The sequence below is a fragment of the Brevundimonas sp. Leaf280 genome (genome assembly GCF_001422455.1).
In the GTDB taxonomy this organism is placed as follows: Bacteria; Pseudomonadota; Alphaproteobacteria; order Caulobacterales; family Caulobacteraceae; genus Brevundimonas.
Genome location: NZ_LMNC01000001.1, coordinates 184528 through 211048 on the forward strand (window position 1 = coordinate 184528; position 26521 = coordinate 211048).

At 65.6% G+C, this 26521-nt stretch carries 28 protein-coding genes; 15 read left to right on the top strand and 13 right to left on the bottom strand.

Annotation, left to right across the window (positions count from 1 at the left end):
* Positions 1-36: 36 nt before the first annotated feature.
* Together ASF31_RS00900 and ASF31_RS00905 are read left to right on the top strand one after the other, a co-directional pair.
* Positions 37-1143, top strand: coding sequence for an S-(hydroxymethyl)glutathione dehydrogenase/class III alcohol dehydrogenase (locus ASF31_RS00900; protein WP_055752893.1), 1107 nt, complete (start codon positions 37-39; stop codon positions 1141-1143).
* 61 nt (positions 1144-1204) lie between these two features.
* Entirely contained in the window at positions 1205-1588 is a 384-nt protein-coding gene (locus tag ASF31_RS00905; protein ID WP_055752894.1) for a VOC family protein, read from the top strand.
* Between the two features lie 5 nt (positions 1589-1593).
* Here the strand turns inward: ASF31_RS00905 and ASF31_RS00910 are convergent, their stop codons facing one another.
* The gene (locus ASF31_RS00910; RefSeq protein ID WP_055752895.1) at positions 1594-2280 is read right to left on the bottom strand and encodes a glutathione S-transferase family protein; all 687 of its coding nucleotides are present in this window, start codon (positions 2278-2280) and stop codon (positions 1594-1596) included.
* A gap of 86 nt (positions 2281-2366) precedes the next feature.
* On the opposite strand from ASF31_RS00910, the gene fghA reads away from it, so the two are divergent.
* The 5 genes from fghA (at position 2367) to ASF31_RS00935 (ending at position 6165) form a co-directional block, all read left to right on the top strand.
* Positions 2367-3206, top strand: a complete 840-nt coding sequence (gene fghA, locus ASF31_RS00915) for an S-formylglutathione hydrolase (protein WP_055752896.1) — start codon at positions 2367-2369, stop codon at positions 3204-3206.
* A gap of 7 nt (positions 3207-3213) precedes the next feature.
* Positions 3214-4173 (top strand): DUF4350 domain-containing protein, encoded by a 960-nt coding sequence (locus tag ASF31_RS00920; RefSeq protein ID WP_055752897.1) that lies wholly within the window; start codon positions 3214-3216, stop codon positions 4171-4173.
* 15 nt (positions 4174-4188) lie between these two features.
* Positions 4189-4413, top strand: coding sequence for a hypothetical protein (locus ASF31_RS00925; protein WP_039244260.1), 225 nt, complete (start codon positions 4189-4191; stop codon positions 4411-4413).
* 107 nt (positions 4414-4520) lie between these two features.
* Entirely contained in the window at positions 4521-5132 is a 612-nt protein-coding gene (locus ASF31_RS00930; RefSeq protein WP_017504687.1) for a superoxide dismutase, read from the top strand.
* 94 nt (positions 5133-5226) lie between these two features.
* Complete coding sequence (locus ASF31_RS00935) at positions 5227-6165, top strand: MBL fold metallo-hydrolase (protein WP_055752898.1); 939 nt, start codon at positions 5227-5229, stop codon at positions 6163-6165.
* A gap of 43 nt (positions 6166-6208) precedes the next feature.
* Here the strand turns inward: ASF31_RS00935 and ASF31_RS00940 are convergent, their stop codons facing one another.
* The gene (locus ASF31_RS00940) at positions 6209-6430 is read right to left on the bottom strand and encodes a hypothetical protein (protein WP_055752899.1); all 222 of its coding nucleotides are present in this window, start codon (positions 6428-6430) and stop codon (positions 6209-6211) included.
* 250 nt (positions 6431-6680) lie between these two features.
* On the opposite strand from ASF31_RS00940, the gene rpsD reads away from it, so the two are divergent.
* The 3 genes from rpsD (at position 6681) to ASF31_RS00955 (ending at position 10300) form a co-directional block, all read left to right on the top strand.
* Complete coding sequence (gene rpsD, locus ASF31_RS00945) at positions 6681-7298, top strand: 30S ribosomal protein S4 (RefSeq protein WP_055752900.1); 618 nt, start codon at positions 6681-6683, stop codon at positions 7296-7298.
* 174 nt (positions 7299-7472) lie between these two features.
* Positions 7473-7853: a hypothetical protein gene (locus ASF31_RS00950; protein WP_082464942.1), complete on the top strand. Its 381-nt coding sequence runs from the start codon at positions 7473-7475 to the stop codon at positions 7851-7853.
* Between the two features lie 95 nt (positions 7854-7948).
* Complete coding sequence (locus ASF31_RS00955) at positions 7949-10300, top strand: bifunctional diguanylate cyclase/phosphodiesterase (protein WP_055752901.1); 2352 nt, start codon at positions 7949-7951, stop codon at positions 10298-10300.
* Between the two features lie 7 nt (positions 10301-10307).
* Here the strand turns inward: ASF31_RS00955 and ASF31_RS00960 are convergent, their stop codons facing one another.
* On the bottom strand, positions 10308-11414 hold the full coding sequence (locus tag ASF31_RS00960; RefSeq protein ID WP_055752902.1) for an NADH:flavin oxidoreductase/NADH oxidase: 1107 nt from the start codon (positions 11412-11414) through the stop codon (positions 10308-10310).
* A gap of 282 nt (positions 11415-11696) precedes the next feature.
* Here ASF31_RS00960 and ASF31_RS00965 point away from each other — a divergent pair, with 282 nt between their 5' ends.
* Entirely contained in the window at positions 11697-12107 is a 411-nt protein-coding gene (locus tag ASF31_RS00965) for a hypothetical protein (RefSeq protein WP_055752903.1), read from the top strand.
* Here the strand turns inward: ASF31_RS00965 and ASF31_RS00970 are convergent.
* From ASF31_RS00970 to map, 7 genes are all read right to left on the bottom strand, one after another.
* On the bottom strand, positions 12091-12531 hold the full coding sequence (locus tag ASF31_RS00970; RefSeq protein ID WP_055752904.1) for a thioesterase family protein: 441 nt from the start codon (positions 12529-12531) through the stop codon (positions 12091-12093). The genes ASF31_RS00965 and ASF31_RS00970 overlap by 17 nt on opposite strands.
* Entirely contained in the window at positions 12531-12884 is a 354-nt protein-coding gene (grxD, locus tag ASF31_RS00975; RefSeq protein ID WP_017504696.1) for a Grx4 family monothiol glutaredoxin, read from the bottom strand. The genes ASF31_RS00970 and grxD overlap by 1 nt, the downstream gene beginning before the upstream one ends.
* 91 nt (positions 12885-12975) lie before the next feature.
* Positions 12976-13878, bottom strand: coding sequence for an aldo/keto reductase (locus tag ASF31_RS00980; RefSeq protein WP_055752905.1), 903 nt, complete (start codon positions 13876-13878; stop codon positions 12976-12978).
* A 5-nt stretch (positions 13879-13883) separates the two neighbouring features.
* Complete coding sequence (locus tag ASF31_RS00985; protein WP_055752906.1) at positions 13884-14126, bottom strand: BolA family protein; 243 nt, start codon at positions 14124-14126, stop codon at positions 13884-13886.
* Between the two features lie 56 nt (positions 14127-14182).
* The gene (locus ASF31_RS00990) at positions 14183-14707 is read right to left on the bottom strand and encodes a GNAT family N-acetyltransferase (protein WP_082464943.1); all 525 of its coding nucleotides are present in this window, start codon (positions 14705-14707) and stop codon (positions 14183-14185) included.
* Complete coding sequence (radC, locus tag ASF31_RS00995; RefSeq protein ID WP_055752907.1) at positions 14704-15441, bottom strand: DNA repair protein RadC; 738 nt, start codon at positions 15439-15441, stop codon at positions 14704-14706. The genes ASF31_RS00990 and radC overlap by 4 nt, the downstream gene beginning before the upstream one ends.
* 52 nt (positions 15442-15493) lie before the next feature.
* The gene (gene map / locus ASF31_RS01000) at positions 15494-16312 is read right to left on the bottom strand and encodes a type I methionyl aminopeptidase (RefSeq protein ID WP_017504701.1); all 819 of its coding nucleotides are present in this window, start codon (positions 16310-16312) and stop codon (positions 15494-15496) included.
* Between the two features lie 97 nt (positions 16313-16409).
* Between map and ASF31_RS01005 the strand changes: the two genes are divergently transcribed.
* Positions 16410-17177: a molybdopterin-binding protein gene (locus ASF31_RS01005; protein ID WP_055752908.1), complete on the top strand. Its 768-nt coding sequence runs from the start codon at positions 16410-16412 to the stop codon at positions 17175-17177.
* 162 nt (positions 17178-17339) lie between these two features.
* Entirely contained in the window at positions 17340-18689 is a 1350-nt protein-coding gene (locus ASF31_RS01010; protein WP_055753330.1) for an OmpP1/FadL family transporter, read from the top strand.
* 95 nt (positions 18690-18784) lie between these two features.
* Here ASF31_RS01010 and ASF31_RS01015 read toward each other — a convergent pair whose 3' ends face one another.
* Positions 18785-20281 (bottom strand): DEAD/DEAH box helicase, encoded by a 1497-nt coding sequence (locus ASF31_RS01015; RefSeq protein WP_369814621.1) that lies wholly within the window; start codon positions 20279-20281, stop codon positions 18785-18787.
* A 273-nt stretch (positions 20282-20554) separates the two neighbouring features.
* Positions 20555-20974 carry a hypothetical protein gene (locus ASF31_RS01020; RefSeq protein ID WP_055752910.1) on the bottom strand — a complete coding sequence of 140 codons (420 nt, stop codon included), beginning with the start codon at positions 20972-20974 and terminating at the stop codon, positions 20555-20557.
* Between the two features lie 324 nt (positions 20975-21298).
* On the opposite strand from ASF31_RS01020, the gene ASF31_RS01025 reads away from it, so the two are divergent.
* Both ASF31_RS01025 and ASF31_RS01030 read left to right on the top strand, forming a co-directional pair.
* Entirely contained in the window at positions 21299-22051 is a 753-nt protein-coding gene (locus ASF31_RS01025; RefSeq protein WP_055752911.1) for a hypothetical protein, read from the top strand.
* Between the two features lie 116 nt (positions 22052-22167).
* The gene (locus tag ASF31_RS01030) at positions 22168-24090 is read left to right on the top strand and encodes a hypothetical protein (RefSeq protein ID WP_055752912.1); all 1923 of its coding nucleotides are present in this window, start codon (positions 22168-22170) and stop codon (positions 24088-24090) included.
* Between the two features lie 56 nt (positions 24091-24146).
* Here the strand turns inward: ASF31_RS01030 and uvrB are convergent, their stop codons facing one another.
* Positions 24147-26375, bottom strand: a complete 2229-nt coding sequence (gene uvrB, locus ASF31_RS01035) for an excinuclease ABC subunit UvrB (RefSeq protein WP_235551233.1) — start codon at positions 26373-26375, stop codon at positions 24147-24149.
* Positions 26376-26521: the final 146 nt, after the last annotated feature.

Genomic DNA, 26521 nt, shown 5'->3' on the forward strand with positions numbered 1-26521 from the left:
CCTAGAAGAGGAGGGAATCGTTCAGGAGCCTCCGCCATGAAAACCCGCGCCGCCGTCGCCTTCGAGGCCAAACGTCCGTTGGAGATCGTCGAGGTCGATCTGGAGGGGCCCCGCGCGGGCGAGGTGCTGATCGAGATCAAGGCCACCGGCATCTGCCACACCGACGCCTATACGCTGGACGGGCTGGACTCCGAGGGCGTCTTCCCCTCGATCCTGGGCCACGAGGGCGCGGGCGTGGTGGTCGAGGTGGGGCCGGGCGTGACCTCGGTCGCGGTCGGCGATCACGTCATCCCGCTGTACACGCCGGAATGCCGCCAGTGTAAGTCGTGCCTGTCGCGCAAGACCAACCTGTGCACCGCCATTCGCGGCACCCAGGGCAAGGGCGTCATGCCCGACGGCACCAGCCGCTTCAGCTATAAGGGTCAGGCGATCGCCCACTATATGGGCTGCTCGACCTTCTCGAACTACACCGTCCTGCCCGAGATCGCGGTGGCCAAGATCCGCAAGGACGCGCCCTTCGACAAGGCCTGCTACGTCGGTTGCGGCGTGACCACCGGCGTCGGCGCCGTGGTCAACACGGCCAAGGTCGAGCCCGGCGCCAACTGCGTCGTCTTCGGCCTGGGCGGCATCGGCCTGAACGTCATCCAGGGGTTGAAGATGGTCGGGGCCGACATGATCGTCGGCGTGGATATCAACGGCGACAAGGAAGAATGGGGCCGTCGCTTCGGCATGACCCATTTCGTCAATCCGAAGGAGGTTTCCGACGTCGTGGCCCATCTGGTCCAGCTGACCGACGGCGGCGCGGACTACACCTTCGACTGCACCGGCAACACCGTCGTCATGCGCCAGGCGCTTGAGGCCTGCCACCGCGGCTGGGGCGAGAGCGTCGTCATCGGCGTCGCCGAATCCGGCAAGGAGATCGCCACCCGCCCGTTCCAGCTGGTCACCGGTCGCGTCTGGCGCGGATCGGCCTTCGGCGGTGCGCGCGGCCGCACCGACACGCCCAAGATCGTCGACTGGTACATGGACGGCAAGATCGAGATCGACCCGATGATTACCCACACCTTCGCCCTGGACGACATCAACAAGGCCTTCGACCTAATGCACGAGGGCAAGAGCATCCGCTCGGTCGTGGTGTTCTGACGCCTTGCGCGTCGCCAGGTTCGTTGTTTAAGAAAACGGACCGAGAGAGGGAGGTCTGACCATGTTCACCCACGTCACCGTCGGCGCCAACGACATCGAGGCGTCGCGCCGGTTCTACGACGCCGCGCTTGGCGCCCTGGGCATCGAGCCGGGCCAAGGGCCGGATCCCAAGGGGCGCTACTGGTGGCGCACCCGCATGGGCGCCTTTGCGATCGGCGCGCCGATCGACGGCGAGCCGGCCTGCCACGCCAACGGCGGCACCATCGGCTTTCACGCCAAGACGGCCGAGATGGTCCAGGCCTTCCATGACGCGGGCGTCGCGGCCGGCGGTCGCGCCATCGAGGACCCGCCCGGCGAACGCAAGGGCCCCTTCGGCCCCATGATCCTGGCCTATCTGCGCGATCCGTCCGGCAACAAGATCTGCGCCATGCACAGGCAGGGCTGAAGGCGTCAGCCGGCGGCTTGGGCCTCGCGGTATCGCATGTCGCGCGGACCATGGGCGGCGATGGTCGCACACTGGTCCGCGACGGCCTTCCGATAGGCCGGGCGGTTCAGGCAGCGGTCGAAATAGGCCTGTAGCGCCGGATAGGCTTTGAGCAGGTCCAGAGACGCGGCGATTTTCAGCACCGAACTCATCATCAGGTCGGCGACCGTGAACGTTTCGCCGACCAGCCACCGCCGGTCGCCCAGCGCGAGTTGAAGCGCGGACAATCGCTTTTCGGCGAAAGGCAGAACCTGCGCCCGCCGCACCGCCTTGGCCGCTTCGTCAGGCAGGAAGAACTCAGCCTCGGCGACATTGTTCAGCGCGCCTTCGACACTGTTCAAGGCGGCGAAATACCAGGTCAGAACCTGCGCTCGCTTCACCGGATCGGGTGGGATTAACACTCCCGCCCGTTCAGCGATGTCCCAGACGATGGCACCGCTTTCGAACATCGGCGGGCGGCCGTCTTCTTCCAGCGTCGGCACCTGACCAAAGGGTTGAAGCGCGCGGTGTTCCGCCGACTTCTGGTCGACTGCATCCAGCAACCGAATTTCGTAGGCCCAGCCCGCCTCGTTCAGGATCCATCGCACGCGGTGATCCCGAACTTGTCCGGCGGCGAAGGGCGGAACCCATTTGAAGGCGGTGACGGTGATCATCGGCTGTCCTCATGGTCGGTCGCGCGCCGACCCTATCACGAGCTTCGCGCATTGCGGACATCGGCAGGTTGCACTAGCCAGATGTCATGACCTTGCAGACCATCAAGACCCACGCCGTCCACGGCGGAACCCTGCGCTATCTGAAGCACGACAGCACAGCGACCGGCACGCCGATGACGCTGTCGGTCTTCACGCCGGCGGGCGAGGGGCCTTTCCCGGTGCTGATCTGGCTGTCGGGCCTGACCTGCACCGAGGATAATTTCACCACCAAGGCGGGGGCCTACCAGGCCGCCGCCGAACACGGCGTCATCATCGTGGCGCCCGACACCAGCCCGCGCGGAGAGGGCGTCGCCGACGATCCCGCCTATGACCTGGGCCAGGGCGCGGGCTTCTATCTGGATGCGACGCAGGCGCCCTGGGCGCCGCATTTCCGCATGGAGACCTATGTCACCGAGGAACTGATCGCCCTGATCGACGCCGAGTTTGCGACCACGGGCGTCCGCTCGATCAGCGGCCATTCGATGGGCGGCCACGGCGCCCTGACGCTGGCGCTGAACCACCCCGACCTGTTTCGTTCGGTCTCCGCCTTCGCGCCGATCTGCTCGCCCACACGATGCGCCTGGGGCGAAAAGGCCTTCACCGCCTATCTGGGCGACGACCGTGCGACGTGGGACCGCTACGACGCCGCCAAGCTGATCACCGCCGGCGCGGCGCGCGGCGTCTATGACGACATCCTGATCGACCAAGGCGACGCCGACAGCTTCCTGGCCGAGCAGCTGAAGCCCGAGCTGCTCCAAGCCGCCGCCGACGCCGCCGGCCAGAAGATCACCCTGCGGATGCAGCCGGGCTACGACCACTCCTACTTCTTCATGGCCAGCTTCATCGCCGACCACGTCGCCTTTCACGCCGAACGTTTGAAAGTCTAGGCGCCAAATGGGACGCCGGGTTTGGATCGCTGTCGCAGTGCTGCTGCTGGCGGGCCCAGCCTTGGCACAGGAGCAGGTCGGCGATCTGGATTGGCGACCAAAGGTGGCGTCGCCCGCCTATGTGACGGATGGGCCTGTCGTGCTTGTCGATCAGGGCCACGGCAGCGAGCAGACGATCGAAGGTCGTTATGCCGCCTTCGCCGCGTTGATGCGGGCTGATGGATATCGGATCGAAGCCAGTCGGGGGCGTCTCGATGCGCCCGGCGCGCTTGATGGCGTGGTGGTGTTGGTCATCGCCAATCCGGCGCGACCGGCGGACGGCTCGCGCGCCTCGGCTTTCGACGACGACGAGATCGAGGCGATCCGCCGATGGGTGGAGCAGGGCGGTGCGTTGCTTCTGGCCGCCGATCACGCGCCCCATGGTTCCGCCGCCGAAGCCCTGGCTGCCAAGTTCGGGGTGGCGATGGGCACGGGTTACGCCTTCCAGCCCGTGGGCGGCGACGTTACGGCCAATCTGCTCTTTCCGCGCCCGGCGCTCGCGGATCATCCGATCATCGAAGGCCGCGACCAAAGCGAGCGCTTGACGGTCGTCAAGAGCTTCACCGGGCAGTCGCTGTCGGGGCCGGCCGACGCAACCGTGTTGCTTGCAATGAGCGCAGATGCGCGAGAGGCTCCTGATCTCGGAGCCTTGCAAACGATCCGAACGCGGCTTCGGACTGGCCAAGATCCAGCCGTCGTCCTTGCCGAGCTGTCGCGGCCCGCCTTATCCGCCCAAGGTCTGGCTTTGCGCCTTGGCGCGGGGCGGGCGGTCGTGCTGGGAGAGGCGGGGATGCTCACGGCCCAGATCGTGCGCTTTCCTGACCAGGCGGATAGCGAGCCTGTTCGCATGGGGCTGAATACGGCCGGTCATGACGATCAACAGTTCGTCCTGAACCTTATGCACTGGCTGTCGCGTCTGCTCCCCTGATGCTACAGGGCCGACATGAGCGCTTCTGATCCCTACGAACCCATGTTTTCCGCCCTGTGCCGCGAGGTGGGCTATTGCCTGCACGCCAAGGGGCAGAAGCGGGTGATCGAGGCGCTGCCCAAGGGGCTGGACGCCGCCGTGCGCGCCGTCTTTGCGGCCGAGGGCGTGGACGAGCCCAATGCGCCGGGCGATGTGAAGCGCGCTGTTCGCGATTGCCTGAAGGCGAACTTGCCAGCTTGACCGTTACGGGTCGATAAGTCGGAACAAATCCAGGCTCTGTCGCTTGGGTTTCATGAACGGGCGCCTAGATGAGGCGCATCGGAAACTTGTCGCGAGAGGAACCTCCCATGGCCTTCACCCTGCCCCCGCTGCCCTACGCCTATGACGCGCTGGAGCCGGCCATCGACAAGGAGACGATGACCTTCCACCACGACAAGCACCACCAGACCTATGTCGACAACCTGAACAAGGCCGTCGACGCCGACGAAAACCTGAAGGGCAAGTCGCTGGAGGAAATCTTCACCAGCATCTCCACCGCGCCCAAGGCCGTGCGCAACAACGGCGGCGGTCACTGGAACCACAGCCTGTTCTGGGAACTGCTGGCCCCGGCCGATCAGGCGGGTGAGCCCTCGGCCGAGCTGAAGGCCGCCATCGACGCCGATCTGGGCGGCATGGACAAGTTCAAGGAAGACTTCAACGCCGCCGGCGCCGCGCAGTTCGGTTCGGGCTGGGCTTGGCTGATCGTGCAGAACGGCAAGCTGAAGATCACCTCGACCCCGAACCAGGACAATCCGCTGATGGACGTCGTGGACGAGCGCGGCGAGGTCATCCTGGGCGCCGATGTGTGGGAGCACGCCTACTATCTGAAATACCAGAACCGCCGCGCCGACTATCTGAAGTCGTTCTGGACGGTGGTGAACTGGAACAAGGTCAACGAACTCTACGCCGCCGCCAAATAAGGCCGGTCCAGCCCAGAGATCGAGAGATGACGACGCCCGCCGGAACCTCCGGCGGGCGTTTTCGATTGCGTCATCGCAAACGGAGATCGAAGCGATGCGGATGATGATGACGGGGGCTGCTTTGGCGGTCCTGATGCTGGCGGCCTGTAACCCTCAAGAGAACGCGCAGAAGCCCGGCGATCCCGCGCCGCCCAACCCCACCCAGACCGTCGCGGCCCCAGCCGAGAAGCCGGTCTATCGCTTCAAGATCGGCGCGCTGGACGCCATCGCCCTGTTCGACGGCGAGAACCCGGTCAAGAACGACAACCAGACCTTCGGCGTCGGCCTGACGCCGCCGGCGGTCGCCGCGCCGCTGACCGCCGCCGGACAGCCGGCTGATCCGATCATGCTGGAAATCCATCCGCTTCTGGTCAGGAACGGCGCCCGCACGATGCTGTTCGACACGGGCCTGGGCGAGGGCAAGGGCCAGTTGATGGACAGCCTGCAAAAGGCGGGTGTCGACCCGAGCTCGATCACCGACGCGCTGATCTCGCACGGCCACCCGGACCACGTCGGCGGCCTGATCCGCAACGGCGGACTGGCCTTCCCCAATGCGGCGATCCGCATGTCGCAGGCGGAATGGGCGTCTGTCCGCGCCAATCCCGAACTGGCCGATCTGGTGCGGATCATCACCCCCAAGGTCCAGGCCTTCGAGCCGGGCGGCGAGGTCGCGCCGGGCGTCCAGTCCCAGGACACGGCCGGCCATACGCCGGGCCACGTCGCCTATCTGATCGCCGACGGCCAGAACCAGCTGCTCTACACCGGCGACCTGATGCATCATTGGATCCTGTCGGTCGAACATCCGGACTGGAAGGTCGGCTATGACGACGATCAAGCGGCAGGCCTGAAGGCGCGGCTGGACGAGGTGACGGCGCTGCGCAACTCCGGCGCCCACATCTACGCCTATCACTTCCCATTCCCGGGCCTGGGCAAGGTCGCGACCCGCGAGGGCCGCGCCATGTTCATCTCCGAGGCCCAATCCGCAAAGGATTAGGGCCGCAAAGGATTAGGGCCGCAAAGGATTAGGCTGCGACGGACTAGATGCGAAGATCCACGCCATGCCGGGTGCGTTCGTTCATGCGCTCGGCATGGTGCTGGCGAACCATTCGGCGCTGTCGCAGCATCTCGTGGATGCCGTCGGCGAGATCGAGCAGTTGGTGGTCGCTCAAAGGCTCGACCAGGTCGACCAGCTGCGTCTTCAGCGTCTGCATGGCCTCGTCGGACAGGCCGGTCTGAAAGCTTTTGGGTTCAGGCTGCATTCCACTCCTCCTTGTCCTCATGCGTGGATTGGTTGCATCGAAGGAAGGGTGCGGCGACGCGATCGTTCCATTCCATCGTGCTTAACGGCCCGCTGTGCTTGACTCCGCCGCCCTCGCTGGCCATAAGCGCCGCCTTCCACGGGTCCGCTTCGGCGGGGCCGGGATGAATGACGGAAGATGCGTGGACCGCCGTTGAGATCGCATTCCCAATCCAGGGGATGCCGGGCCGTATCGTCGAAAAGAGAATAGAATGTCCAAGCGCCACAGCGCCAAGTACAAGATCGACCGGGCCATGGGTGAGAACCTGTGGGGCCGCGCCAAGTCGCCGGTCAACAAGCGTTCTTACGGTCCCGGCCAGCACGGCCAGCGTCGCAAGTCCAAGGTTTCGGACTTCGGTCTGCAACTGAAGGCCAAGCAGAAGCTGAAGGGCTACTACGGCAACATCACCGAGAAGCAGTTCGCCAAGACCTATGACGAGGCCGCCCGTCGCAAGGGCAACACCTCGGAAAACCTGATCGGTCTGCTGGAATCGCGCCTGGACGCCATCGTCTACCGCGCCAAATTCGTCCCGACCGTCTGGGCCGCCCGCCAGTTCGTCAGCCACGGCCACGTCCTGGTCAACGGCAAGAAGGTCGACATCGCCTCCTACCGCGTGAAGCCGGAAGACGTCGTCACCGTGAAGGAAAAGTCGCGCAACATGGCTCTGGTGCTCGAAGCCCAGCAGTCGTCGGAACGCGACGTGCCGGATTACCTGGAACTGTCGGACCGCTCGTTCTCGGTTCGCTACGTCCGCGTGCCGGAACTGTCGGACGTGCCGTACGCCGTGAAGATGGAACCGAACCTGGTCGTCGAATACTACGCTTCGTAAGCGGAGTTTTCTTCAGAGCGGCTATCGGCCTTCGGCCTACTTGAGCCGCTTCTGGATTTGAGTTTGGAGGGCCTCGGATTCGTCCGGGGCCTTTCGTTTTTTATCCTGTTCCCTCCAAGGGCGAACAGGCGCATTCTCGGCCGGTTCAGGCTTTGAGGCAGGGGAGGTCGTCAGTTGCGCGACTCCATCATGAAACGCTTGGCTTTGATCGCCGCCGCATCGGCGGGCCTGGCCGCCTGCGCCAGCCGCGGCGAGCCCACCGTCTCCACCGCGGGCATGCCCGGCGCGCTGGAGCCGATCCACGCCGCCGCTTTCACCAAGGACCAGGCCGTCTTCTGGGTCAGTTCGAACGGCTGCACGGCCAAGGAAGACCTGATCCCGATCGTCAGCCTGCAGGGCGGCAGCGCCGTCATCACCCTGCGCCGCATCGACGAGGACAAGTGCAAGCAGGACTTGGTCCAGGGCGTCGAGCTGAAGTGGTCGTTCGAGGAACTGGGCCTGACGCCCGGCTCGCCCGTCAGCGTCAACAACCCCTATCAGATGCCTCGCTCCTGAAAACGGCTGTAGCGTTTCGTTAAGCCTGTTCGAGCGCGTCTGATTAAGCAACGTCCGTTACGACGACAGACCGTCCCCCCAAGGTCTGTAGCTTCATGCGCTTCTTCACCTGCCTGACCGACGACCACAATCTTTGGCTCGTCGCGTTGGCCGCCGGCCTGTGCCTGATCGGTTCGATCATCACCTTCCGCCTGTATCGCCGCCTGCGCGCCGCCGAAAAGGGCACGCGTCTGGCCTGGGCCTTCATGGGCGCGGTGGCGACCGGGGCGACGATCTGGTGCACCCATTTCGTGGCGATGATCGCCTATGAGCCCGGCGTCACCATCAGCTATGGCCCCGTGCTGACCGGCCTGTCCCTGGGCGTCGCCATCGCCGGCAGCGCGCTGGCGCTCTGGGTGGCCTCGCGCCGGATGCCGGCCTCGGCCGAGATCGGCGGCGTGCTGTTCGGCCTGACCGTGGTGGCCATGCACTATACCGGCATGGCGGCCTTTGCGACCGACGCCGTCATCCACTGGTCGGCCCCCTATGTCGCCGCTTCAGTTGCGGGGGCGGTCGTCTTGGGCGCCCTGGCGTTCAATCGCGCCCGGCAGTCCGGCAAGGTCGTCCCGGTCGTGCTGATGGTCCTGGGCATCGTGGCCCTGCACTTCACCGGCATGGCCGCCATGACGATCGTGCCGGTCGGCGCGCTGGTCGATATGGGCGCTGTCGGATCCACCAATCTGGTCTTGGCCTTCGCCGTCTCCGCCGTCGGATTGATGATGCTGGGCACCGGCGTCGCCAGCCACGCCCTGGACGTCCAGTCCCGTCTGCAGGCCAAGGCGCGCCTGGATCACCTGATCGAGGGCAGCGTCGATGGCATGGTGGTCGAACAGGACGGCGTCATCCTGGCCGCCAACGCCGCCTTCGCGGATCTGGCGGGCGTCCAGCATCAGGCCTTGGTCGGCGAGCCGCTGTCGCGCTGGATCGCCGGCGTTGCCGATCTGACAGTAAACGGCCTGAGCCAGTCCAAACTGGTCGCCGAAGGCGGGGCGGACATCCCCGTCGAGATCGCCGTGCGCCGCGACTGCGGTATGGATCACGTCATGATCTACGCCGTGCGCGATCTGCGCATGCGTCAGGCGCAGGAGCGTCGCATCGCCCATCTGGCGCGCAACGACGGCCTGACCGGCCTGCCCAACCGCTCGTCCTTCCTGGAATGGCTGACGCGCCAGACCGCCGACCTGACCGTTCCGAACAAGGTGGCCCTGCTGGCCATGGATCTGGACCGGTTCAAGGAGGTGAACGACGTTCACGGCCATGCCGCCGGCGACCAGCTGCTGATCCAGATCGCCGAACGGATGCGCGCCTGCCTGCGCCACGACGAGTTCATCGCCCGCCTGGGCGGGGACGAGTTCGTCGCCGTCGTGCCGATCCAGCACAAGGACGACGCCCTGGATCTGGTCGCGCGCCTGCGCGACGCCGTCACCGCCCCGGTCGTGCTCGACCATGCCGAGGTCGCCTGCGGTCTCAGCACCGGCATCGCGATCTGGCCTGACGACGCCCACGACCCGTCCGCCCTGATCAATGACGCAGACCTGGCCATGTACCGGGCCAAGGCCTCGCTAGGGACCGACGTCTGCTTCTACGAGGAGGAGATGGACGAGGCGGTCCGCAATCGACGTCGCATGGCCCAACAGATGCGCGAGGCCCTGGATCAGGGCCAGTTCAGCCTGAACTGGCAGCTTCAGGCCGCCGTCGATACCGGCGACATCACGGGTTACGAGGTCCTGCTGCGCTGGATCCAGCCGGATGGGACATTCATCTCGCCGGCCGACTTCATCCCTCTGGCCGAAGAGAACGGCCTGATTCTGCCGATCGGCGAATGGGTGCTGCGCACCGCCTGCGCCGAGGCCGCCAGCTGGACCGAACCGCACAAAATCGCCGTCAACCTGTCGCCGGTCCAACTGGGCCACATCGACCTGCCGCGCCTGGTGCATCAGGTCTTGGTCGAGACCGGCCTGTCGCCGTCGCGGCTGGAGCTGGAGATCACCGAGACGGCCATGATCACCGACATGGAGCGCACGACCCACGTCCTGCGCCAGCTGAAGCTGCTGGGCGTCTCGATCGCCATGGACGACTTCGGCACCGGCTATTCGTCGCTGTCGACCCTGCGCGCCTTCCCGTTCGACAAGATCAAGCTGGATCGCTCCTTCATGTCCGAACTGGACGGCGGACCTCAATCGGCCGCCATCATTCGCGCCGTCCTGGCCCTGGGCGAGAGCCTGCATATCCCCGTCCTGGCCGAGGGCGTCGAGACGCTGGAGCAGCTGGCCTTCCTGCGCGACCAGGGCTGCGACGAGGTCCAGGGCTATCTGCTCGGCCGCCCGCAAAAGACGGCCGATGCAGAGGTTCAAGCCGCTGCACGCGTTCTATGGGCCGTCGATCCGTCGATGGAAAAGGCCGCCTGATCAGGCCTTAAACGTCGGCCTTGCCGTATGCCGGCCAAACGCCCTTGCCGGCGCCGCGATACTGGACCGGCAGGCCTTCGTCCTCGCCCAGGGCTACGGCTGCATGGTGCGCCCAGTGCGGGTCGTCCAGCGCCGCGCGTGCAATGGCTATGAAGTCCGCCTGACCGGACGCCACGATGTCCTCGGCCTGCTGCGGATCGAAGATCATGCCGACGGCCATGACATTGGCCTGAGGCGTCGCCGCCTTCACGGCCTGGGCGAACCGCAGCTGATAGCCCGGCTCACCGCCCGGGATTTGCGCCTGCGCGACGTTCCCGCCCGACGTCAGGTGCAGATAGTCGTAGCCCATGTCGTGCAGCGCCTGACCAAGGGCCGTCACCTCGTCCAGGGCGATGCCGCCCTCGACCCAGTCCGAGCCGTTGAAGCGTACGCCAAGCGCCTTGGTCCGGGGCCAGGCGTCGCGCAGGGCCTGGGCGACCCGCAGCGGGAATCGCGCCCGGTTCTCGTACGATCCGCCGAACTCGTCGGTGCGGTGGTTGGACACCGGCGACAGGAACTGGGTCAGCAGATAGCCGTGGGCGGCGTGCAGTTCGACCAGATCGAACCCGGCCCGGTCCGCCCGCCTCGCCGCGTCCTCGAAGGCGGCGACCACGCGGTCCATGTCGGCCGGGGTCATGGCGGTCGGCGTGTGCCAGTCATCCTTGAACGGTTCGGCCGAGGCGCTGAAGGTTTCCCACGCGCCGTCTTCGGCCGTCAGGGCGCCGCCACCTTTCCACGGCGCGCTGGTCGAAGCCTTGCGTCCGGCGTGGGCCAGTTGGATGCCGATCGGGGTGTCGCTGTAGGTGCGGATGTCGCGGATGATCCGGGCGAAGGCCTCTTCCTGGGCGTCGTTCCACAGGCCGGTGTCGTCCGGCGTGATCCGTCCCGCCGCCTCGACCCCCGTCGCCTCGACGATGACCAGTCCAGCGCCGGAGATCGCCAGTCGTCCCAGATGCTGCACGTGCCAGGGCTGAGGCACGCCGTCGATGGCCGAATACTGGCACATCGGCGCGATGGCGACGCGGTTCTTCAGCGTCAGGGGGCCGACGGCGCGGGGCGAGAACAGCTGGCTCATGAAGGACGATCCGTGGGGCAGGAGAGGGGGGACTGTAGCTATGGCGGTTGCGGTCACGTTCAACCCCGATCCTTTCCGATTGTTCACCCAGCTTTCCGATTATTCACGTGTGCGCGCCCGGCCCGCGCGGCACAAAAGGGTCAAGCTTCAACTGGGGAACACACCAATGCTTCGTCTCGCTCTCGCCACCGCCATCGCCGCCCCGCTGCTGTCGGGCTGCATCATCGTCTCGACCGAAAAGCCGACCACGCGCGTCATCACCGCGCCGGCCTCGGGCCAGTGATGCGCAGCCTGGTCAAGGGCCCGATGATAAAGGGCCAGATGATCAAGGGTCTGGCGGTCGCGGCCCTGGTCGCGCCGCTGCTGTCGGCCTGCGTCATCTATGACAGCGACGCGGGCGAGAATGTCTCGGTGAACCTACGCCGCGACGACGCCCCGCCGGCCGAGGCCATCCGCGAAGCCCGGTTCGCCGACGGCGCCTTGGTCGCGCGCGTCGATTCCAACGGCTGCACCCAGGCGTCGGATTTCGAGGTGTCGGTGTCGGACGGCTCGCCGGCCGAGATCACGCTTCGCCGCACCAAACAGGACCTGTGCAAGGCCCTGGTCCCGGACGGCGTCGAGCTGCGCTGGACCTATGCCGACCTGGGCCTGGAGCCCGGCACGCCCGCCCGCATACTCAATGCGCTGAAGTAGGCGTCTCGAACACGACCAGCATGTCTGGCGGAATGCGCTGCGGTCTCAGGGTCGCAGCGTCCACCAGCACCCATTCGGTGACGCCCTGGGCGCAGACGCGGCCCTGGGCGTCCTCGATCCGTACATAGCGGGTGAAGCGCGGTCCCTGCGGATCGCCGACCCAAGTGCGGGCGACCACGCCCTCTGCGCGGGGCTCGATGCCGCGCAGATAGTCGATCTCGTGCCGGGTCGCGACCCACGACCATTTCGACCGCGTCGCCTCGTCAAAGCGCGCGTTCCAGTGGGCCGTGCCCGCATCCTGCAGCCAGCCGACATAGACGACGTTGTTGACGTGGCCGTTGGCGTCGATGTGCTCGGGCCGCACGTCCAGCGGCACGACGAAGACCTCGCGGTCCTCGCGCGGCGTGAGGGTCTTCCTGGCCATCAGGCCTCGCCGAGCGGCACGCCCTTCTCGACCATAAGGGCCTGAAGTTCGCCGGCTTGGAACATCTCGCGGATGATGTCCGATCCGCCCACGAACTCGCCCTTCACATAGAGCTGCGGAATGGTGGGCCAGTCGGTGAAGCTCTTGATGCCTTCGCGCAGGGCTTCGTCCTGCAGCACGTCCACGCCCACGAAGCCGGCGCCGACATGGTCCAGGATCTGCACCGCGAGGGACGAGAAGCCGCAGCGCGGCTGGTCCGGCGTGCCCTTCATGAACAAAACCACGTCGTTCTGGGCGACGGTTTCGCCGATGAAGGCGTGGACGGGATCGGCGGCTTGGGCGGTGTCGGTCACGGATACGGGCCTTTCGTGAAGCCCGTCAGCTAGGGAGCCAAACGGGCGCGGTCAAGGCGTCCGCGACGTTCTGCACAGCCGGGAAGTACGGTCAGGCCGCCTGATTGGCCACGACGCGCGCCATCTCGATCTGCGCGGCCAGGCCCGGCGGCATGTCCCGCTCGGGCGCGGCGGCCAGTGTCGCCAGCCGATCGGTGTCGGTCGGATTGACGATCACGCTGGATACCGACGGGTCGGTCAGCACGTAGGACAGGCAGATCGCCTCGGCCGTCCAGTTCTGGGTGCGGTACAGGAAGCCGAAGGCGTCCTTCTTGGGCGTATCGACGGGACGCTTGTCCTTGCCGAAGCCGAACAGACCCTTTTTGAAGATCGGCGCATCGGGCGCCCGCGCGCGCCGGTCGGCGTAGAAGTCATAGGCGAAGACCGCCATGTCCTGCTCGCGCGCCGAGCGGATGCGGTTTCGGATCTTCCAGTCGGCGTTGATGTCGAATGGCGTCAGCAGGGCGTCGAACGCCCCTGTCGACACATAGGCGTCCATCACGTCGCCGCCGCCGGCGATGCCCAAAAGCTTGATCCGTCCGGTGGTGCGCATGGCCTTCAGCGCGCTGAGAGACGATTGCGCCAGTTCGGTCTCGCCCGGCTCGTGCAGCACCGCCACGTCGATCCACCCCAGGCCCGAGAAGTGCAGCACCCGATCAATGGCCGCCGTCATCCCCTGGGCCGAAAAGTCGCGCTGCTGGTCGCGGCCGTCGCCGGCGCCCAGCGTCAGGCTGACGTAGACGAGCTTGCGATCCACATGCGACAGGGCCTCGCCCAGCACCTCGGCCGCCACCGGGTCGGCGGTCTCCAGCCGATAGCTGTTCACCCCGGCCTCCAGCGCCGAATACAGCAGGTCCAGCCCGGCCTCGCGCCCGCGCTTCAGCACGTCGGCGCCGAAACTCAGCGTCAGGTTGGAGATGGCGGCGCCGGAGACGCCGAAGGGGCGATAGCGCATGGCCTTCAGCCCTCCTTGGCCGGCGCGGAGGTCTCAAGCGCCAGGGCGTGCAGTTCGCCGCCCATCTGGCCCTTCAGCGCGGCATAGACCATCTGGTGCTGACGCACGCGCGGCAGGCCGGCGAAGGCGCTCGACACGATCCGCGCGCGATAGTGGTCGCCGTCGCCCGCCAGATCCTCGATCTCGATCTCGGCGTCGGCGAAGGCTTCGACCAGATGCTGGCGCAGCGTTTCCACGGACATGGGCATGACGGGCACTCACACTTCGTTGGACGCCAGTTTGCCCGCTAATCCTTAATGCCGACCTACGGCGTGCGGCGCTGCCGTTCGAACAACTGTACCGCATGATCCTTGTAGATCGCGCGCGCATAGGGGCGATAACCGACCCGCGCCGCCAGCTTCAGCGAGGCCAGGTTCTCGGGCGAGATCATGCAGACGGTTCGCCCCTCCAGCCTCCGGTCGGTCCAGGCCAGCGCCGCCGTCAGGGCCTCGGCCGCATAGCCCCGTCCCTGAAACTCCGGCGCCACGCCCCAGCCCAGCTCTGGCGCATCGAACGGCGGCTCCATCTCGCGGCGATAGTCGAACACCCCGACGCTGCCCAGATAGGCGCCGTCGTCCCGCAGCCGGATCGTCCAGTTGCCATGGCCCATCGCCGCCCAATGGCCGAGATCGCGCAGCAGCCGGAACCAGACCTCTTCTCGCCCCAGCGCCCGGCCCATGATGTGGCGCGTGAAATCTTCATCGGACCACAGCGTCAGCAGATCGTCGAAATCGTCGGTCGAGACGGGGCTCATCACCAGTCGCTCGGTCGTCAGAATTCTGTCGTTCACATCAGGCCCAGTTGCTTGAAGCTGGCCACCCCGTCGCGGCCGACGACCAGATGGTCGTGAACCTCGACGTTAAGGGCGCGGCCGGCCTGCACAACCTGTTTCGTGATCTCGATGTCGGCGCGGCTGGGGGTGGGATCGCCCGACGGATGATTGTGCACCAAGATCAGGGCGCTGGCCGACAGCTCCAGCGCGCGCCGCACGACCTCGCGCGGATAGACGGGCGCATGATCGACCGTGCCGCGGTTCTGCACCTCGTCCAGAATCAGCTGGTTCTTCTTGTCCAGATACAGCACCCGGAACTGCTCGCGCGGCTCGTGCTGCAAGGCGACGCGGACATAGGCCAGGAGCGCCGTCCACGACGAGATCACCGGCCGTTTCGCCGTCGGCTCCTTCGCGATCCGCCGCGTCACGTCGAAGATCAGCTGAAGGTCCAGCGCCACCGCCCGCGTCGGCTTGCCGACGGCGTATCCCATCGACCGCGCCACCTGATCCTCGATCGCCTCATGGCTGGCCGCCCCGATCCCCTCCAAGCCTCCGAACCGCGCTACCAGATCCTTGGCCAGCGGCTTGGTGTCCTTGTACGGCACGCTGCGAAACAACAGCAGCTCCAGCAACTCATAGTCGGGCAGGGCGCCCAGGCCCCCCTTCGCCGCCCGCTCACGCAGCCGGTCGCGATGACCGCTGTGGCGCGGCTTGGGCTTGTCGCCGACTTCGGACGCCTTGTCGTCGAGCATGATCCCTCCCGCTCAACGCAACCTGTGCGTATTGCGACTAGGGATCAAGGGTTCAGTTCGGTCGGAACAAACCCGCCGGCGACGCCGTAAAGATTTCCAGTCCGTCTTCCGTCACCCCGATGGTGTGCTCGCACTGGGCCGAAAGGGACTTGTCGCGCGTCACGGCGGTCCAGCCGTCGGACAGCACCTTCACGTGCGGTTTGCCCAGGTTCACCATCGGCTCGACGGTGAAGAACATGCCGGGTTTCAGCACCGCGCCCTCGCCACGACGGCCGTAGTGAAGGACATTGGGGCTGTCGTGGAAGACGCGGCCGATGCCGTGGCCGCAGAAGTCGCGCACCACGCTCATGCGCTGGGCCTCGACGAACTTCTGGATCGCATAGCCGATGTCGCCGAACGTATTGCCCGGCTTGACCTGTTCCAGGCCCAGATCCAGCGACTGATAGGTCACGTCGATCAGCTTCTTGGCCCGCGCATTGATCTCGCCCACCGCATACATGCGGCTGGAATCGCCGTGCCAGCCGTCGACGATGACGGTGTGGTCGATGTTGACGATGTCGCCGTCCTTCAGCACCCGGTCGCCGGGAATGCCGTGGCAAACGACGTGGTTGATCGAGGTGCAGACGGTCTTCTCGTAACCCTTGTAGCCCAGGCAGGCGGGCAGGCCGCCGTTGTCCAGGGTGAACTCGCGCACCAGATCGTCGATCGTGCTGGTCAGGACGCCCGGCTTCACATGCGCCGCGATCATGTCCAGCGCCTCGGCGACCAGACGGCCGGCCTTGCGCATGCCCTCGAAGTCTTCCGCCTCATGGATGCGGATGGCGCTGGAGCGGACCAGGACGTCGGTTTCGAGTTCGGGCGTTTCGTACATGGGGCGATCGGTCTGCAAAAGGCGGGATACGGCGCAATCCGTTCGCCGCAGATGGGCGTTATAGCATGAAACCTCAAGCCTGCCCCCGGATTCCCGCATGACCGACGCTGACACCGACCGTTCCGGCCCGACCGCCGCCGTCTTGGTCATCGGCGACGAAATCCTGTCGGGCCGAACCCAGGACACCAACACCAACACCATCGCCCGGTTTCTGGCGGCGTTGGGGATCGACCTGATGGAGGCGCGGGCCGTCAGCGACGATCACGGCCGGATCGTCGAGGCGCTGGACGCCCTCCGCTCACGCTGGGACTATGTCTTCACCACCGGCGGCATCGGTCCGACCCATGACGACATCACCGCCGACGCCGTGGCGGCCGCCTTCGGCGTGGCCCTGCCTGAACATCCGGACGCGCTGGCGATCCTGTCGCGCCGCTATGGCGACGATTTTAACGCCGCGCGTCGTCGCATGGCGCGCATCCCCGAAGGCGGCGTTCTGATCGCCAATCCGGTCACGGACGCGCCCGGCTTCCAGATCGGCAATGTCTTCGTCATGGCCGGCGTGCCCAAGATCATGCAGGCGATGCTGGAGGATGTGGCCCCGCGCCTGCGCACCGGCGCGATCGTTCATGCCCAGACCTTGAAGGTCAGCGGCGTGGGCGAGGGGGCGGTGGCCGATGTGCTGCGGGCGGCGGCCAACCAGCGTCGCGACCTGTCCTTCGGCAGCTATCCGTTCGGCCATGGCAGCGTCGGCGAGATCGGAACCCATCTGGTTATTCGTGGCCGCAACGCCGATCAGGTCCGTGCGGCGGCGCATGATTTGATCGCAGAACTGCGTAATCTGGGCATCGATGTTGCCGCTGCGTAACCTCGCAAAGCCGTGATCGTGTGCGGCTCAGGCGCCACGGTTTCGCCTGTTTCCGGTCCGATGGGGGCCTTGCCCGCAACGCTTTCGCGCCGCGAACGCTGAGAGGGCTCCTCCCCTGATCGACCGCGCGTAATGCGGCCGGCGCTTACTTAGGTGTATGAAATGACCTCCAGGAACTTCGCCCGCGTGGGCGGGATCGCCCTGACGACCGCCCTGCTGGCCGGCGTCGCCGCCCCGGCCATGGCGGGCTCCTTCTATGTCCAGGAACAATCGACCCGCGGCCAGGGTCGCGCCAACGCCGGCGTCGGCGCCGACAAGGGCGTCCAGTCGCTGTGGTGGAATCCCGCCGCCATCGCCGGAACCCAGCGCGAAGTCTACCTCGGCGCCCACGGCCTGATCCTGGACTCCGACGTCGACAACACCGGTTCGAGCCTGACCTACAACGTTCCGGTTCCGGGCGTCGGCATCGTCAGCCGCTCGGCTCCCGTCAACGGCGACCCGCACGTCCACGACGTGGTCGAAAGCGGCATCGTGCCGAACTTCGCCGTCTCCATGCCGATCGGCGACCGCTTCAACGTCGGTCTGGCCGTCCAGGCGCCCTACAACTTCACCACCAAATATGAGCCGACCGACTTCGCGCGTTACGATGCCCTGACGTCGGAACTGCGCTCGGCCAACGTCAGCCTGGTCGCCGCCATGACGGTCACCGACTGGCTGGACATCGGCGCCGGTTTCGACGCCCAATACGCTAAGGCGACCCTGTCGTCGGCCCTGCCGAACGCGCCGATCCCGGCCGTCCTGTCGCCCGCCTATGTCGTCTCGCCGTCGACCGATGGCCGCAACCAACTGGAAGGCGACGGCTGGGATTACGGATGGAACGCCGGCGCCCAGATGCACTTCGGCAAGCTGGACCTGGGTCTGTCTTACCGCTCCAAGATCGAACACGAGCTGGAAGGTTCGGTAAACATCTCGGGCCTGACCGGCGTCCTGGCCGGCGCCAACGTCTCGACCGATGGCGGCGCCTCCTTCACCACGCCTTGGTACGCCACCGTCTCGGCCCGCTACGCCGTCAACGATCGCCTGACCCTGAACGCCCAGGTCAACCAGATCGGCTGGAGCGAGTTCGACGCCATCCGCGTCGCCTACACCGGCGGCGGCTCGACCATCGTTCAGGACTATGACGACGTCACCACCGGCGCGATCGGCTTCGACTACAAGATCGATCCGTCGATGACCTTCCGCGCCGGCTTGGGTTACGACCCGACCCCGACGCCGGACGATCACCGCACCGCCCGTATCCCGGACGGCGACCGCTGGCTCTACGCCGCCGGTCTGTCCAAGACGATCGGTTCGATGACCTTCGACGGCGCCGTGACCTACATCGACATCGACACCGCGACGATCAACGACACCCGCGACGTCTATGGCAACGGCCTGGTCATCTCGAACCTGCGCGGCGAAGCGCAAGGCTCGGGCGTCGGCTTCTCGCTGGGCGCGACCTGGAACTTCTGAGTTCCGCTCAGCCCCGGCTGACATGAGAACGGCGGCTCCCGCAAAGGAGCCGCCGTTTTTTTATTCCTCCCCCGCGCAGCGGGGGAGGATCTGGATCAGCCCTTGGCGGCGCCGCCGTAGCCCTTGCCGCCGTTGGACGGACGGCGACGGGGGCGGCGCTTCATTTCGCCTTCCGCCGGTTTGACGTTGTCGTTGATCGACGGGACGCGCTCGCCGGCCAGGGGGTTGTAGGCGCGCTCGGGACGCGGGGCCGCCGGGGTTTCGCCCGGGCGGTTGCGACGCTGGCGGTGCGGCTGGCCGCCGCCTTCCGGACGCACGCCCTCGCGGTGTGGCGCGCGACGGCCGCGACCGCCCCGTCCCTGGCCGCCCTCGTTGCGCTCGCCGCCTTCGCGTTCCGGCATGGTCGCCTTCTTGCCGACGCCGGTGGCCATGATGGTGGCGTCCAGCTGGCCCAGGGCCTTGTCGTTACGACGGTCGATGGCCGGGATCTTCTGGCGCGTGACCTTCTCGATGTCGCGCAGCAGCTTCATCTCGTCGCCGGCGACGAAGCTGACGGCGGTGCCGTCCTTGCCCGCCCGCGCCGTGCGGCCGATGCGGTGGACGTAGCTTTCCGGCACGTGCGGCAGTTCGAAGTTCACGACGTGCGAGACGCCGTCCACGTCGATGCCGCGCGCGGCGATGTCGGTGGCGACCAGGACGCGCAGCTTGCCCTTCTTGAAGGCTTCCAGGGTGCGTTCACGCTGGGGCTGGCTCTTGTTGCCGTGGATGGCCCCGGCCTCGACGCCGCCGGCTTCCAGATAGGCCGCGACCTTGTCGGCGCCGTGCTTGGTCTTGGTGAAGACCAGGCAGCGCGTGTATTCGGGATCGCTGAACATCTCGGTCAGCAGGGCGCGCTTACGGCCCTGTTCGATATAGACGACCGACTGGCTGATGCGCTGCACCGTGGTCGACTGCGGCGTGACCTGGACCTTGACCGGATCCTTCAGCAGTTCGCCCGCCAGCTTGCCGATCTCCGACGGCATGGTCGCCGAGAAGAACAGGTTCTGGCGCTTGGCCGGGATCTTGGAGACGATCTGGCGGATCGGCTTGATGAAGCCCAGGTCCAGCATCTGGTCGGCCTCGTCCAGCACGAAGATCTCGGTCGAGGACAGGTCCAGGTTCTTCTGCTGGATGTGGTCCAGCAGGCGGCCGGGCGCGGCGACCAGGATGTCCAGACCCTGTTGCAGGGCCCGCTCCTGACCGCCGTATTTCACGCCGCCGAAGATCACCGCGACCCGGAAGCCCAGGTGCGCGCCGTAGGCCTTGAAGCTGTCCCCGATCTGGGTCGCCAGTTCACGCGTGGGGCTCAGGACCAGCACGCGGGTCGTGCGGGGCTTGGGGGCGATGCGGTTTTCGGCCAGGCGATGCAGGATCGGCAGGGCGAAGGCGGCGGTCTTGCCGGTGCCGGTCTGGGCGATGCCCAACAGGTCCTTGCCGGCCATGACGTCGGGGATGGCCTTTTCCTGGATCGGGGTCGGCGTGGTGTAGCCGGTCGAGGCCAGGGCCTGCAGCAGGGCCTTGTTCAGGCCCATGGATTCGAATGTGGTGCTCACAGCAGTCTATCTTTCGCGTAGCGGCAGGGCGCTATCAGCCATGGCATGACGCCGTCGGGCCGCGCACCGCCAGTCCCGACGGGGCCTCGGGGAGGAGGCCTGCGGGGTGGATCGGGCGCCGCCCCGCGTGTCCGGGCAGCGAATGGATATGAGGGGCCGGCGGCTTCTACAGACAGGTCCGAAGGGGACCCACACGCGCTGGAGACGCCGGAGATCGCGATTGTGCGACGCCGCGCAAATGGGCGCTTATCGCCGATAAGTCAACTGCCGGCCCTATCCGGGCGCGTATCGCGTCGCCGCCTCGGGCAGTCCGTCAGGCAGGCCGATGGCCGCGCGCCAGTCCTCGGGATGCAGCCGCGCCATCTCCAGATCCAGCCAGGCCAGCGGCTTCAGCCTGCCGTCCTCGTCCCAGAACCGCTCCGCCCACGGCTGTCCCGTCTCGACCGCCCGCGCCCGGTCCCGCGCGGTCGCCTCCGGCCCCAGATGCGTCGCCCGCCAGTGATACAGCCACGGAATATGCCAGTGCGGCGCGCTGGTCAGCCGCTCGTCCCGCATCGCCGCCGCCAGACATTCCGCCAGCGCCCGCGCATCCTCTAGCTGGGCGCAAAAGGCGTCGCGCCGCGCCTGGATATGACGGTCCCAGCCTTCCGCCGGCTCGATCGGCCGGCCTGCGCCGGATCGGGCCGTTTCCACCCCTCCGCCTCGCGCCGCTTCCACAGGGCGTGCACCCCCACGTCATAGCGTGCGGCGACCGAGCGCGCGGTCTCGCCGTCCTCCCACGCCTTGCGAACCTCGGCCCAGACGGCGTCCGGCCGGATCTTGCGATGTATGCCCTTGCTCATGGGGAAAGGGTCGTCGCACGCCCCTGCGTCATCATCGGACGCAAGCCAGACCACGCACCCATTTAGGATGGCTGGCGCGCCCTACCTGACATGTCGAGATGTGGAAAATCAGGTCTCTAGCCTCGAAAATCGCCCGTCTTCCGGCCTGAGGTAGAGACCGACCCATACTGTCCGCATGGAAAAACGCCGATACAAGATCAAACCGCCCGAGGTCTGGACCCAGGTCCGACAGGACTATCTCTCCGGCCTCGACGCCAAAACCGTCGCCGCCCGCCACGACGTCACCGAGGCCGCCCTGCGCGCCCGCGCCACCAAGGAGGGCTGGTCGCGCCACCCGCGCACCGAGACGCCGCCGCCCGCGCCCAATCCCCTGTCGCTTCAGGACGCCGCCGACCTCTCGCCTGACGATCCACACGATCCCTCCGCCCTGGCCCGCGCCGCCGCCCAGGCCTCGGGCCGCGCCCTCCACGCCCAGGACTTCGCCCAGGCCCGCGCCCTGGCGGCTTTGGCCGAGACCTATCGCAAACTGGCCGACCGCGACGGCCCCGGCCGCGCCTCCCGCCTCACGCTCAAGACCGCGCCCCTGCAACTGGTTTTCGACATCCTGACCAATCAGGCGGAGGCCCAGCGCCGCTTCGCCATGAACACCAGCGACAATAGCGACTGGGAGCTGCGCGGCCAGTATTGGAAAGCCAAGGAGAAGCTGGACCGCGCCAACGATGAATGGAGCGAGGCTCAACTGGCCCGCCGCGTCCAGCTGGACCGCCGCATCGCCTCCCTGGAGACTCAACTGCGCGAAGCCGGCCTCGACCCCGTCATCGAGCGCGAACAGGACCGCCGCATCTCCAAAGGGATCGACCTCTACCTGGGCACATGGCGCGGGATCGTGACGATGGAGGAGTGGGAGAAGACGCTGGATGAGTTGTGAGGTCTGATCTTTCCTGTTTGCGGCAGGAACAAGAAAGTCATGAATAAACATAGAGTTAGGTACGGTAAAGGATGGCATGCTCGGGCATAGACAAATCTTCCCACACCTCTAGGTTGATGCTCATGAATGAAACAGGCAACGAAGCTCTTGGGGTTAAAGGCTCAGCCGTAGAGGACGAGCGTCCGCCGCGACCCGGCGACGTGACTAAGGACGATTTGGCTGCGGTCCCATTTGAAGATGTGATCTCTGACCTAGGCATGGTCGAATGCCACCATCTAGCAACTCGGTTTCGCGCGCGGCTGTCCGACGCCACTGATTCAAAGAGCGAGCAGGAGCGGCGCGTGTATTTCGCGCTGTCCAGCATCTGCGATTTGCATTTCAAACCGGAGGAGCGTGGCGGGGCATATGGGCCAATGATGGTTCTCTCGGATGGAAGTCGAACCGCCATCCCAGAGGATTATGCTGGCGCACAAAGCGAAGCATTTTTGGAGATTCTTCCAAGAGTGACAAACTTGGCGCTTCGGACCCGCCTTGCCGACATCGTTTGGTTGAACACTCGAAAGCTCGCTGCGGCCGAATTGGCCATCAGTGGGTACATCGAGATGATGGATTTGCTTGTCCAGAATGAAGCAAAGCCAAGGTTTGATCTGCTGCATTCTAGGATGTTTGAAGCGAATCAGAATCTGGCTCGCGGACTTCAAATCGCGGCGGCGACGAAGAAGCGAAGGGACCCTCTGTCCCCTGCAATCGCAGCGGCTGCACTTCGATTGGTCGATGCTACTGAAGATCAGATCGGTGTGGAAAAGGCGAGCGGGTCATTCCTTCGCGCTGTGAAGCTCGCCTTCAACTATGGCGTGCTGGAGCCAGCAGACGTCGTCACGCGGCTTGAGGTGGCTCTTAAGGTCCGTCAAGCCGACGCAAGTTCCGATGAGATGCGGAACCTGTATTTCATGATCGCAGAGGCACACGACGAAGCCGAGCGTAAAGTCGAGGCCAACGAAGCGCGCCGACTTGCTGCCGAGGAGAGCGTTCGAGAAGCTGAAACCGCTACGGGGTCGGGGATGCTGGCCGCGCACGTTTTAATGAATGCGATCGCGGAGTTCAGACGCATTCGCGGATCAAGGGAACGCATAACGGAGCTCGAAAAACGTCTTAGAGAGCTACAGCCTAAAGCGCTGGAAGAGATGGTTCCCGTCTCCCACAAGACCGACATAACCGAGTTGGTGGATTATACGCTTCACCAAGTTGAAGGATTGACGCTCTCCCAAGTTCTCGGTCAGTTTGGGGATCTAAGTCGATCAAGGACTGTGGAAGAACTCCGGTCGGAAGCTCTCCAGCATTTGAGAGACTTTCCTCTTTCCTCCATGTTTGGAGGCTCAAGATTGGATGCCGAAGGACGTGTCGTATCGTACACCCCCACGCCTGAACTGCACGGTGATCCCGGCGATGAATGGATCAAGAGCAAGATTGCTGGAAACGAGAGCCTGCACCGAAGTTTGGTGGTTCAAGGAAAAATCGAGCCTGCCCGGCGGTACATTGGCTCCCACCATCCACTATCCCAACGTCATTTCGAGGCCATAGTCAGGCGGAGTTGGCTTGTGCCGCCCGGACATCGGGCCATTATGACGTTGGGTTTCGCGCGCTTTATGCAGGGCGACTTCATGAGCGCGACTTATTTGTTGGTTCCACAGCTCGAAAACTGCTTTCGGCATGTTCTTAAAGTAACTGGGAATGATCCATCCAAGATCGAAAGTGATTTGGTGCAAAAGGACCCAACGCTGTCTGTGATCATGGAAAAATATAGAGACAAAGTGGTCAGTATTTTTGGAGAAGATGTGATAAATGAGGTTGATCACATATTTCTCTTCGAGGGCGGGCCCGCGTTAAGGCACGATGTGGCTCATGGAAAGGTCGGTTCGGCGGCAGCTTACTCAGTAGATGCCGTGTACGCGTGTTGGTTCATATATCGACTGATATGCATGACGGTGTTCAGCCAGTGGGATGAGCTGTCAGCAGAGATTGAACAAGCGGTGGGCTAGTTTCCCTTTGCCCTCTAGCTAACTTTTGATCTTGTGGCGGCACTTCTTATGCTGCCCTACAGCCGCCCCTTCCTGAACCGCTCCTGCGCTTCCGCCGCCGCGTCGGCCCGCCACCGCTTGGGCGCGGACTTGTCGACCTCTTCCCCCGCGCCGGTCAGGGCTTCGTTGGCGAATTCCAGGTCCATCAGCTTCATGCGCTTGATCTCGTCGCGCAGGCGGCCGGCTTCCTCGAACTCCAGGTTGGAGGCGGCCTCGCGCATGCGGCCTTCCAGGTCGCGCAGGGCGGCCTGGAAGTTGGTGCCGACGAAGGGTTTGGAGGCCTCGGCCACGCCCGGCCGGGTGATCCGGTCCATCTCGCGCGACTCATAGGGGCTGGCCATGATCTCCTTGATGTCGCGCTTGACGCTCTCGGGCGTGATGCCGTGTTCGGTGTTGTAGGCGACCTGGCGTTCGCGGCGGCGGTCGGTCTCGGCGATGGCGCGCTCCATACTGCCGGTCATGCGGTCGGCGTACAGGATGACGCGGCCGTCCACGTTGCGCGCGGCGCGGCCGATGGTCTGGATCAATGAGGTCTCGGAGCGCAGGAAGCCCTCCTTGTCCGCGTCCAGGATGGCGACCAGGCCGCACTCGGGGATGTCCAGCCCCTCGCGCAGCAGGTTGATGCCGATCAGACAGTCGAACGTGCCCAGACGCAGGTCGCGCAGGATCTCGATCCGCTCCAGCGTGTCCACGTCGGAGTGCATGTAGCGGACGCGCACCCCCTGTTCGTGCATATATTCGGTCAGGTCCTCGGCCATCTTCTTGGTCAGGGTGGTGACCAGGCTGCGGTAGCCCTTGGCCGTCGTCGCCTTGACCTCGTCGATGACGTCGTCGACCTGGTTGCGGGTCTTGCCGCTGACCGGGCGGATCTCGACCGGCGGGTCGATCAGGCCGGTGGGGCGGATGACCTGTTCGACGAAGACGCCGCCCGCCTGTTCCATCTCCCACGGGCCGGGTGTGGCGCTGACGTGGACCGTCTGGGGGCGCATGGCCTCCCATTCCTCGAACTTCAGCGGGCGGTTGTCGATGCAGGAGGGCAGGCGGAAGCCGTATTCGGCGAGGGTGGATTTGCGGCGGTAGTCGCCGCGGAACATGCCGTTGATCTGGCCGATGGTGACGTGGCTCTCGTCCACGAACAGCAGGGCGTTGTCGGGGATGTATTCGAAGAAGGTGGGTGGGGGCTCGCCGGGGGCGCGGCCGGTCAGCCAGCGGCTATAGTTCTCGATGCCGGCGCAGCTGCCGGTGGCCTCCATCATCTCCAGGTCGAAACGGGTGCGTTGTTCAAGCCGCTGGGCCTCCAGCAGCTTGCCGTTCTCGATCATCCAGTCCAGCGTCTCCTTCAGCTCGGCCTTGATGCCGCTGGTCGCCTGGTTCAGCGTCGGGCGCGGCGTCACATAGTGGCTGGCGGCGTAGACGGTGATCTCGGTCAGGTCGGCGGTCTTCTTGCCGGTCAGCGGATCGAACTCCTGGATCGCCTCCAGCTCGTCCCCGAACAGGCTGATGCGCCAGGCGCGGTCCTCAAGGTGGACGGGGAAGATCTCGATCACGTCCCCGCGCTTCCTGAACATGCCCCGGTCGAAGTTCAGGTCGTTGCGCTTGTACTGCAACGCGATCAGATCGGCCCGCAGCTTCGCCTCGTCGATCTGATCCCCCACCTTCAGCGTGAACGTCATCGCCGTATAGGTCTCAACCGACCCGATGCCGTAGATGCAGGACACCGACGCCACAACAATGACGTCTTCGCGTTCTAGTATAGCCCGCGTTGCAGAGTGTCGCATCCGGTCGATCTGCTCATTGATCGACGAGTCCTTTTCAATGTAGGTGTCAGTCCGAGGAACATAAGCCTCCGGCTGGTAGTAGTCGTAGTAACTTACGAAGTATTCGACGGCGTTGTCCGGGAAAAATGACTTGAACTCGGAATAGAGCTGGGCCGCCAGCGTCTTGTTCGGGGCCAGGATCAGGGCAGGGCGCTGGGTTTCCTCGATCACCTTGGCCATGGTGAAGGTCTTGCCCGAGCCGGTGACGCCCAGCAGCACCTGGTCGCGGTCCCCGGCCTGGGCCTGGGCCACCAGTTCGGCGATGGCGGCGGGTTGGTCGCCGGCGGGGGTGTATTTGGTCTCCAGCCGGAAGCGGCCCCCTTTCTTTTTGCCCTCGTGCGAGGGGCGGTGCGGCACCCAGTCGGCGGGCGCGGCGACCGGCTCCTCCGGCGTCAGGCGCGGCCCGGCGATGGGGGCGAACATAGGCATCTTGCCACCCTTCTGGCCCGTGTCGCGGATAAAGGCGGCCGACGCTTCCTGCACCCCCGGGTTGGGCACGTGAACGGGCTTGGCCGGCTTGGCGGCGGCGGGCTTCGGCGTCGAAGAACGGTTCATGAACAGAACTTAGTGCGTGA